A 9,029-nucleotide genomic window follows, 5' to 3' on the forward strand; every position below is an offset into this window, starting at 1 on the left:
GCGATCGTCGGCGGTATTGTTGCACTTTCCGCACGTCAAAAAGGAGTCCCCAGCGCTTGGATAGAAGCAAGGGAAAGTTTTCCCAAGGATTTTTTGAACGCTTCTAAAGACGAAAAAAATTAAACCCAGGTACACAAAAGTAGCAATTTTTCTCTGCGTACCTCTGCGCTAACCTTTGCGTCCTTTGCGTTAAAATCAACGTCCGCTTTTAAGACGAAACAGCAGAAATTGCGTTATTTGTCGATCGCTAAAATTATCATCGCTAACCAAAACCAAACTTTGACTACCATCGGGTAAAGTAGGGCCCTTCGCCATTCCTTCTAGATTATCCAAACTAATCCCAAGTTCCTTCAAATCTAAAAGCAATTTTTTCTTAACTGGTTCAACCGCCCTGAGTTCCCCTTTTAAGCTGACAATGCGGGAAGTATCGGTTGCAGCACCAGTCGCTATTTGAAAAATGCGAATGTTGACCCCAAAAATACCGAAAGACCGCTCTACACTGAGAAAGTGTCCGCCTTGGTCTATTGCTAATAATTCCACCAAACCATGATATTGAGCGCCCGGTGGTGCTAGGGATAGCTGGTAAAGATGTTCGGAAAGTATAATGGGTGAGCGATCGCTAATCAGATAATGCAGCAGACGAGATTTGATGATTAGTGGTTTGGGATTGCCTCGCTCGTCCAATTGTATCGGATCGCGGTCTTGTACAAGCGCTGATTCTGTAGCTGTAAATAAACGAATTGGTTCGCCGCTAGCTGGTGTCGATCCGGTAGGATTGAGTGTCAAAGCTTCAAATCCCAAGTTATCTTGAACGCCCCGTTGTTGCTTATCTCCTGTAGCATCGGGGATATAGCGCTGTGGAATTGAGAATTTTTGCCGCAAACGACCTGTTTGCAGATCGAATTCTTGTATGGAAGGGGGGATGCTGTTTCTGGAGACGCCTTCGCTGGAAATAAATAGGGTTCGCTGGGGAGATAAGGCGATTCCTTCTGGATCTATAGTGTATTTGGGAAAGGTTTGTCCGTCTTGTCCTTTGAGAAAGGTGACGTTTTCTACTTCTACTTTCTGGATACCACGGTTGCCCAGGGATAGCTTGAGGGTGTAGAAACGAGCAGGGGCATATACGCTTTGGTCATCGGAAAGGGCATAGAAGCGATCGCTCTTTCGGTCATAAGCAAGCGCCGATAATCCCCCTACAGTCGTATCTTTAAATTTTAGCTTGGGTAGTTTGTACTCGCCCAAGAATTCTAAGGATAAGTCGAGAAATGTCCGCTGTTGGGCGCTGACTTGCGGTAAACTACAGGCTGCAAGGAAACTTAATAATGTTACTGCTAAAGCCAAAACCAGCGTTTTTACGCTTTTACTCACTAACTTTCTCCTCTAAAATTTAACTAATTCGCCGTAAGAGACACCAAAACTGCGACAGGTAAGTCAAAGGGTCATACAGATATGAGACTACTATGCGCGATCGCACACAACCAAAAATAAAAATTTCTTCTCCCCCCTCTCTCCCCCTCGTGTTTTGTTCGGTGGTTTGGCTTGTGCTGATTTTGCCAGCAACAGCCGCTGATAATAACACTAAAAAGCCTAACCCAAATCAATTTCCTCCCAACCCCCTCGAACTGAGGACACCCGATCCGCTAATACCTCGTTCTCGGAGAGACAAAAGACCTCTGACTGAAGAAGAACTGGCACGATTAGCACCTGCTTTGGACGAACTAAATGCTGAAGGTGCTGCTAAGTTGCAAGCTGGTGACGAAAAGGGCGCTTTTGAAACTTGGTATCGAGAACTGCGATTGCGGCGATACCAGGGGCTATTACCAGAAGTGCAAGCGCTGAGTCGAGTTGGTGGCATCGCCTGGGATCGAAATCTGAGTGAAGATGTGCAGTATATCACAAAGCGACTGCAAACGATACAGCAGGCTCAATTGAAGTTGCCAGTAGATTTAAATTTGTTGCGTCCGCTTGCGACTGCATTTGAGCAAGTGCGATCTCCTGATTGGGCTGTCAAGGTTTACGAACAAATTTTAGCAGTAACGCGATCGCAACAAGATGCTGCCCAAGAAGAAGCATTGCTGCTAAAGATTGCCGAATTGAGTGTGAGTTGGTTTGATTACTCCAAAGCTGTCAGCGCTTATCAAGAATTAGCGCGTTTGGCACAAGAAAAGAGCGATGCCGTTAAGCAAGTTACTTATCTCAAACAGCTAGCTTATCTCTACGGCAAAGATAACCAAATTGAGAAAGCTATCAAGGCAAAGCAGCAGTTAATCGAGTTTTACCGCAACGAAAAAGATTTCGTCCAGATTCCCACTATTCAGTTGGAAATCGGGTCAGCTTATGAAGCGATCGGTCAGTTGGAACAAGCAGTCCAAAACTATCAAGAAACTTATGCCTTTGCCTGGTCAATCCAACAGTATTCTAGCGCTGGTGATGCCCTGCGTAAATTAGTCGCACTCCAACGATCTCAGAAGCAAATAAACCCTGCTTTGGAAACCTATCAAGTTCTTCTACAGGCTGATTATTTAGCCAACAACTTCTACGGTATGATGAATACTTACGACGAAGTAGGTCAAATTTATTTGGAGAATAAAAACTATTCTCAAGCACTGACAGCCTTTCAAAAAGGTTTGGAACTTGCCAAACAGTTGAAATATCGCGAAGCCTATTTCGCTAGACAGATTCAAGAAGTTACCGAACAGGCTAAAAGGTAGGGCTAGTGCAAGTGGTCAGTTGTCAGTTGTCAGTGGTAAGAATCAAGATTTAGAAAGCAATCATTGGCAATTTTTAGTGGTGAGTTATTTCCACCATCCTCCGCTAGGGCAAGAATGTATTAGTAAATACTGCTTCTATCTCTTGCGCTATAGAGGGTGGAACGGGAGGTTTCCCACCACAGATTGATTCGCTTTCTTTGGTAAATCGATAAATTTGTGAATATCAAACACCTGTCGGACTTCAAAGAGGAAAAAGATGAAACGTTCTAAGTTATCCAAGATTGCTGGAGCTAGCGTCCTCGCGCTGAGTTTAACTATTCTTCCCTCCACTCTACCTGCGGCTGCACAAAATAACCCTAACATCGATCGCTCAGGGCCTACCGTAGATACGACGCCTTTCCAAGAAACTAAAGATGATAATAATAATTGGGGCTGGCTGGGATTAATTGGTCTGATCGGTTTAGCCAATCTGTTCCGCAAAGAGCCAGAACGGGTGGTTAACCACGATCGCGATGACGCCGTGGCTGGCCCTGGCCCCAGAATGTAGCTCTTAACATTGAGACCTTTTTGGTTTATGGAGAATAGGTATTGGTTGCGCTTTAGCGCTCTTTTAGCGCATAAAGCGCAACCAATACCTGCTGCAAAAGCCTTAATGATAAGCTATTACGCATCTAAATCCAATCCAAAGACGGGCTTTCCTGCCCATCCCACAAGAAGATCCGAAAAACTGACAGTCATTTTAGATGTGTAGCAGCTTAGTAGAACGTTTATCACTACCATCAAAGCGATTACCTTGGGATTCCATATTTCGTCAGATTACGATCAAAAGCGACCATCAAAGGTTATAGTTAGCTTCAGCAGCGATTAAGCGAGCCATCTATGTCTGACGACCTGAATACCAACCGGATTGCCTTAAAGCCCTCGGAAGCAGAAACCCCCGCCCAGCCTTGGGCGATGGAAAACTCTGCTGATCGCTTAATGGATGACGTATTCTCAGACGTTGACCGAATGCTGGAAACTGGCGGCGAACCCCCCACTCAAACCGCCGAACCGGAATACGTCTCGTTGCAGCAAATGTCGATTCCGTCGATCGTTATGCCACTAGGGATAACGGCGCATGAGGTGGAAGCATCAGATAGCAGCGATGCCGATAAAACGCAAAAACAGGACGATCGCGGCAACTCACTTAATAAACTGCTGTTAGGGGCTGCTATAGCCTCCTTGGCAATTACACTACTTTTATGGCTGGCCGGTCAAGGCAGACTGAATAGGCTGTTTGGGATTAACGCCGCCTCTGCACCGTCAGAGCAAAAATCCCTATCGGAGGCAGACGGCCAGTTTATTGATTATATGCAGCGATCGCTCGACTTAATTGAGCAAGAAACCGAAAACAACCAACAAGTTGCAGCTGTTCCGCCACCACCACCTGCTAATAACGCCCTATTGCCCGTTCCCATTCCAGGAAATCTACCTCAAAGCCGCCCATCAACCGTCCTAGAGCGAGTCTACATACCTGTCTATCCACGACCCCAGATAGTTTACGTCAATCCCCCTGCCCCACTAGCAGTAAGACCTGCTCCCACAGTCGCCGCCTCGCGTCCAACAGTAAAACCTGCTCCCACAGTCGCCGCCTCGCGTCCAACAGTAAAACCTGCTCCCACAGTCGCCGCCTCGCGTCCAACTGCTACAGCAACTCCCAAAGCCACAACTTCGCGCCCAACAGCCAAGGCTAGTCCTACAGTCGTCGCCGCTTTGCGTTCAATTCCGATCGCATCTCCTAGAGCCACCGCAACTGTTCGCGCTACAGTCAAAGCTACTCCCACAACAGCGGCAACTTCACGTCCAACTCCCACAGCAACTCCAAGAGTAACAGCAGCAAGTTCGCGCCCAACTTCATCTCCTACAGCAGCAGCAAGTTCGCGCCCAACTTCATCTCCTACAGCAGCAGCAAGTTCGCGCCCAACTTCATCTCCTACAGCAGCGGCAAGTTCGCGCCCAACTTCATCTCCCACAGCAGCAAGTTCGCGCCCAACTTCATCTCCTACAGTGGCCACCGCGCCTCTACCCGCACCCGTACCACCCTCTGCTGCCGCAGTGGCACCTAACCCAGCGCCTCAACCGACATCGAGACCGCAGCAAACCACACAGGCGTCCGCATCTATACCAGTCATCAAACATACTTTGATGGGAGTGCTGGTTTTAGGCGACAAATCCGCCGCCATCTTTGAAGTCAATGGTGCTTCGCGTCGAATTCACGTAGGCGAAAGTATCGCTTCTAGTGGTTGGATTTTAGTAGAAGTTCGGAACGATGAAGCGATCGTCCGCCGGAATGGTGAAGTTCGTTCCATTTATGTCGGACAGCAATTCTGAAGGAAATTAAGATTAAGTTAACATAACCTATCTAGTGAGTTTTAGCAGTGGGCGTATTTGAAGATCTCAGCCGATTTTTAGAAAGTCGCTTGGAAGAATTCCTGCGGAACAATCCCCATCTGGAGTTGCAAGCGCTAGAAGAACAGCTGCGAGAACAAGAGCAAGACTCCCAGCGGCTGATTGTTGACCTCCAGTTGCAAGAAAAAAAGTTGGAAAATGAGATTCTTGCCACTGCACAAGAAATCCAACGCTGGCACGTTCGCATTGAGAAGGCGAAGGCGGCTAACAGATTTGATTTAGTGCAACCCGCACAAGAGAGAGAAGCCGCCTTGCTACGCCAAGGAAATCAGCTTTGGGGACATATGCAGGGACTCAAAGAGCGGATTAGACAGGCGCAGGAATTACTGCGTCGGATTCAGCAACGACGGCAGGAAGTACGCGCCAAAGCCGCTCAAGTTCAGGCAACCCGTACCACCGCTAAAACCGATCAAAAATCGCAAACTGCGGGTTGGAACGAGGGTCGGACTCCCACATCCTTCAGCGGCGCGGACCCCTTGGATGAACGATTTAAGAGTTGGGAAGCGCAGGATGAGCTAGAACGAATGAAGCGAAATATGGGGCGTTAGGGCGATATGCCTGCGGTTGGGTAAACCCAACCAGTTAAATCCTTCTGGGGGTGGTGAAGTTGATGCGATCGATGTTTTTTTACGAACCGCAGAGGCACAGAGGACGCGGAGGAAGAGAGGAAGAAAGGTTAGGGTTTGGAGGAATGGCGCGATTTCACCCATTTTTCTGCTCTCTTTTTGGCACACCTACCAATAGCAAGGGTAAATAATATTGTTACTGATAAGTTTAACCAAGGCAACCAGTAAGGGGTCGGTTGGTCGGGTTTTTTAACGAAATATGGTTTGGTTATTTCGGTAACAAAGGGGGAAATTGCTGTGGCTGTAATTCCTGCCGTGGCTAATCCTACACCCCAGGTTTCTACTGTTTCTTGAAAAATGCGATCGATCTCTACTTGCTCTATCTCTACTATTCCTCTAATATTATTAGTAATATTTTCTAAGACTCCTAAGCCTGGGCTGAAGCTACTATAATCTTTTTCGATTTGCTTCTGGTATTTTTGGCTAACTAAATTGGCAAATTCTCTGAAGGAAGTCAGATTGGTTTCGCTGTCGAATTGACTGGCTTTTTCGGTGATGTCGTCTAAGGTTTCTCGGTAGTTATGCAGGTTGACTTCTATCACCGCTTGTCGCATTCTTAAATAGTTGAGATTGTTGGCGTAGTTGGAGAGTGTTTTGTTGGATCTTTCTAAGGCGGCGCGAAGCTTGGTTAAGTTGGTTTGTTGGGGTAGGTTTTGTAACTCTTTGATGCTGGCTTGGAAGTCTTCGGCTAGTTGCTTTTTGAGTTGTCGCGTTTCTCGATATGCCCAGATTATTTTGTGGCGGTAGCAAAATATCCTCATCCAAGAATCGTAAAAGTTAAGTGCGTTTTGTTTGTAGTGTTCTTCGGTAGGATATATAATAATAACTATATGATTGGTTTCGCTGAGGTTTTGCCAATCTTGGGGCGTTTGACCGATTTCAAATACGGTAGCATCTAAAAATTTACTTCGTTTTGGCTGCTGTTGGTCTTCTTTTCCCAGAAAGGCTTTGTAGGCTAAGTGGGCGATCAATTCTGGGTTATCCTTTGGGGAGTCAAGATAGCCGGAAAGCATCCAGGTTTGTCCTAAATCTGCTTTCTGAGTGGCTAGGTTTTTGAGTTGTTGAAAATAATTTAAGTCGCAATCAACGGAACAATCAAATAATAGGGCGTAAGTATCGCCTAATTGAACTGGGTAATAGTAACCATCGACGGAATAACCACCAATTTTGCATACTGAATCGAAAGGATAGAATTGGTCATTATATCCGGCGGGTGGGAGTAAGGGAAGATAATCTGGTTTGTCGCCAAGTAAGGAGGGAGAAAGGATAGTTTGCAGTTTGTCTGGTAAATTGGCGAGGAATTTTTCCGGGCTGAGATGATAGAGAAATAAATCGAGAGTGGGATATAATAGTTTGGTCATGTCAGCAAATGTCAATCCGACAAACGTTCGATCTTATTTTGTTCATTTTTGGCTTGATTTTGAGGATTGACATCCATCAAAATGGGGGCGATGAAATTTTCTAGTAAGGTTGACGGCGGGGAGTCGGGCTTTTTCTGGCTGAGATGTTTGTTTCGTTCTTTATTTTCGTAATCGTCTAGCAATTTTTTGTATTCAATGTCGTAAAGTTCCGCCAGAGGTGCGTGTTGTTTGACGATATCTTCTAAATCCGATATCGCATCGGTTTGTTGCTGGGCTAAAGCTTGACCGACTTGGTTAATTGCTGGTATGATATCGGGTGGAAGTTGCGAGTCTAATTTGGCTAAGGCGTTGAGAAAAGCTTGGCAGATGAGAAAGTTTAATGCGTCCATATTAGTTGGAATTGGCAATAGAAAAGAATCGAATTTAAAATGCACCAGTAAGGATGAAGCCTGCCCAGTAGTATGGTTCTTCGTAGGGCCGATCGCATAAATTAATTTTAGCCGAATTCAGCAAGCGTTGCGCTTCTCGTTGCAGTAAAGATTGCAGGCGGCGATCGGATTTTTCGGTAAACTGAGAGGCAAGTTGCAAATACCATTCGGCAAGTTCGCCGTAGGTGAGTTGGCGCAACCAATTTTGAGCTTTGTTGAGGGCGATCGCAGGGATAATTTTCTCATCTATTATATAATGATAAAACTGCATCATCAGCAGAGCAGTCGAACGTTCTTCAACTCGCCACAGACTGCTGACGACGTAGCTAACTCCGGTGGCGAGAAAACCGCTGGCTAATCCCACAAATTCATCAATTAAACCTTCTTTTCCCGTGATACCAGTTTCGCAGGCGGCGAGACAAACGAGTTGCAAATTGAGAGTATTGAAGGCAAAGATATCGGCTAAGGTGAGATTTGGTTCGCTGGCTAAAATTAAAGCTGAATTGCGGGGATAGTTGGGATCGTGGTAGGCGTGACCTGTAAAATGGAAACAGCCCTCAGCGTTTTTCAGAGATGTTCTCACAACTGATATTGTCGCATTTTGGGATGGAATGCGATCGCACTCTGGAAATAATCTCGCAATCGCAGAAGATTCGACTGGTGCAAATAGCAAATCGCGCAGAGGATTTTCGATGCTGAGGAGTTTTGTGGGAGTGGATTTGGCGACGGGTAAGGGCGAAGCATTCGCGGAATAAACCTTGGTTTTCTCCGATAGATTGTCGCCCGCGACGGGGGAGGGCGAAGCATTCGCGGAATAAACCTTGGTTTTCTCCGATAGATTGTCGCCCGCGACGGGGAAGGGCGAAGCATTCGGGAAATAAACCTTTGTTTCCTCCGATAGATTGTCGCCCGAATGCTTCGCCCCTACAGGAGGAACGGATAAATCAATCCCAACTTTCAAACTGGGGAGATAAGTAATCGTAAAATCTTTTTCCCGCAACAGGTAATGCAGGGGTAGCAGGTGCAAGTCGCGATGGGGAATTAAAATTAAGTGAGTGATATCATCGCCTATCTTATTTAAGATACCATCAACATCGAGTATTTTTCCCAACTCATCCAACCTATCCGCCATCTTCTCTCGCCAAGTTTGTTTTTCTTTCTTCGCGTTCTTCGCGTCTTTGGGGTTGGTTTGATAGTCTTCTTTCCATTTTTTTAACCAATCTTCAAACTTTTGGAGTTGCTTAGCGGTGGAACCCCACCCCCAGCCCCTCCCCGCAACGGGGAGGGGGGCAAGAGTGTAGATTGTTTTTTCTGTTTGTGTTTGAGTTTCATCTTCTCCTTCTCCCCTTCCCCCGTTGCGGGGGAAGGGGTTGGGGGATGGGGGTTCTTCATCTTCTCCTTCTCCCCTTCCTCCGTTGCGGGGGGAGGGGCGGGGGGAGGGGGGGTCTTCTGCTT

The 9,029-nt window shown here is 46.5% G+C and carries 8 protein-coding genes; 4 read left to right on the forward strand and 4 right to left on the reverse strand.

Annotated features, from left to right (window positions below):
• Nucleotides 1-195: 195 nt before the first annotated feature.
• The gene (locus LAY57_RS13700; protein ID WP_249067333.1) at nucleotides 196-1,368 is read right to left on the reverse strand and encodes an esterase-like activity of phytase family protein; all 1,173 of its coding nucleotides are present in this window, start codon (nucleotides 1,366-1,368) and stop codon (nucleotides 196-198) included.
• Between the two features lie 92 nt (nucleotides 1,369-1,460).
• On the opposite strand from LAY57_RS13700, the gene LAY57_RS13705 reads away from it, so the two are divergent.
• The 4 genes from LAY57_RS13705 (at nucleotide 1,461) to LAY57_RS13720 (ending at nucleotide 5,707) form a co-directional block, all read left to right on the forward strand.
• The gene (locus LAY57_RS13705; RefSeq protein ID WP_249067334.1) at nucleotides 1,461-2,711 is read left to right on the forward strand and encodes a tetratricopeptide repeat protein; all 1,251 of its coding nucleotides are present in this window, start codon (nucleotides 1,461-1,463) and stop codon (nucleotides 2,709-2,711) included.
• A 256-nt stretch (nucleotides 2,712-2,967) separates the two neighbouring features.
• Nucleotides 2,968-3,258, forward strand: coding sequence for a WGxxGxxG family protein (locus LAY57_RS13710; protein WP_249067335.1), 291 nt, complete (start codon nucleotides 2,968-2,970; stop codon nucleotides 3,256-3,258).
• 332 nt (nucleotides 3,259-3,590) lie between these two features.
• Nucleotides 3,591-5,081, forward strand: coding sequence for a hypothetical protein (locus tag LAY57_RS13715; RefSeq protein WP_249067336.1), 1,491 nt, complete (start codon nucleotides 3,591-3,593; stop codon nucleotides 5,079-5,081).
• Between the two features lie 47 nt (nucleotides 5,082-5,128).
• A complete protein-coding gene (locus LAY57_RS13720; RefSeq protein ID WP_249067337.1) occupies nucleotides 5,129-5,707 on the forward strand; it encodes a TIGR04376 family protein in 579 nt (192 codons plus the stop codon).
• Between the two features lie 128 nt (nucleotides 5,708-5,835).
• Here LAY57_RS13720 and LAY57_RS13725 read toward each other — a convergent pair whose 3' ends face one another.
• The 3 genes from LAY57_RS13725 to LAY57_RS13735 form a co-directional block, all read right to left on the reverse strand.
• Nucleotides 5,836-7,146, reverse strand: a complete 1,311-nt coding sequence (locus tag LAY57_RS13725; RefSeq protein WP_249067338.1) for a hypothetical protein — start codon at nucleotides 7,144-7,146, stop codon at nucleotides 5,836-5,838.
• A gap of 11 nt (nucleotides 7,147-7,157) precedes the next feature.
• On the reverse strand, nucleotides 7,158-7,535 hold the full coding sequence (locus LAY57_RS13730) for a hypothetical protein (RefSeq protein ID WP_249067339.1): 378 nt from the start codon (nucleotides 7,533-7,535) through the stop codon (nucleotides 7,158-7,160).
• Between the two features lie 34 nt (nucleotides 7,536-7,569).
• Nucleotides 7,570-9,029 (reverse strand): CHAT domain-containing protein (locus LAY57_RS13735; protein WP_249067340.1); only part of this gene is annotated, 1,460 nt, incomplete at its 5' end.

The organism is Argonema antarcticum A004/B2 (assembly GCF_023333585.1).
Taxonomy (GTDB): domain Bacteria; phylum Cyanobacteriota; class Cyanobacteriia; order Cyanobacteriales; family Aerosakkonemataceae; genus Argonema; species Argonema antarcticum.

Bases quoted from the DNA above. Each gene is read 5' to 3' on its own strand.
- LAY57_RS13725 (WP_249067338.1), bottom strand. From the start codon at position 7,146: ATGACCAAACTATTATATCCCACTCTCGATTTATTTCTCTATCATCTC.
- LAY57_RS13705 (WP_249067334.1), top strand. From the start codon at position 1,461: ATGCGCGATCGCACACAACCAAAAATAAAAATTTCTTCTCCCCCCTCT.
- LAY57_RS13710 (WP_249067335.1), top strand. From the start codon at position 2,968: ATGAAACGTTCTAAGTTATCCAAGATTGCTGGAGCTAGCGTCCTCGCG.
- LAY57_RS13730 (WP_249067339.1), bottom strand. From the start codon at position 7,535: ATGGACGCATTAAACTTTCTCATCTGCCAAGCTTTTCTCAACGCCTTA.
- LAY57_RS13715 (WP_249067336.1), top strand. From the start codon at position 3,591: ATGTCTGACGACCTGAATACCAACCGGATTGCCTTAAAGCCCTCGGAA.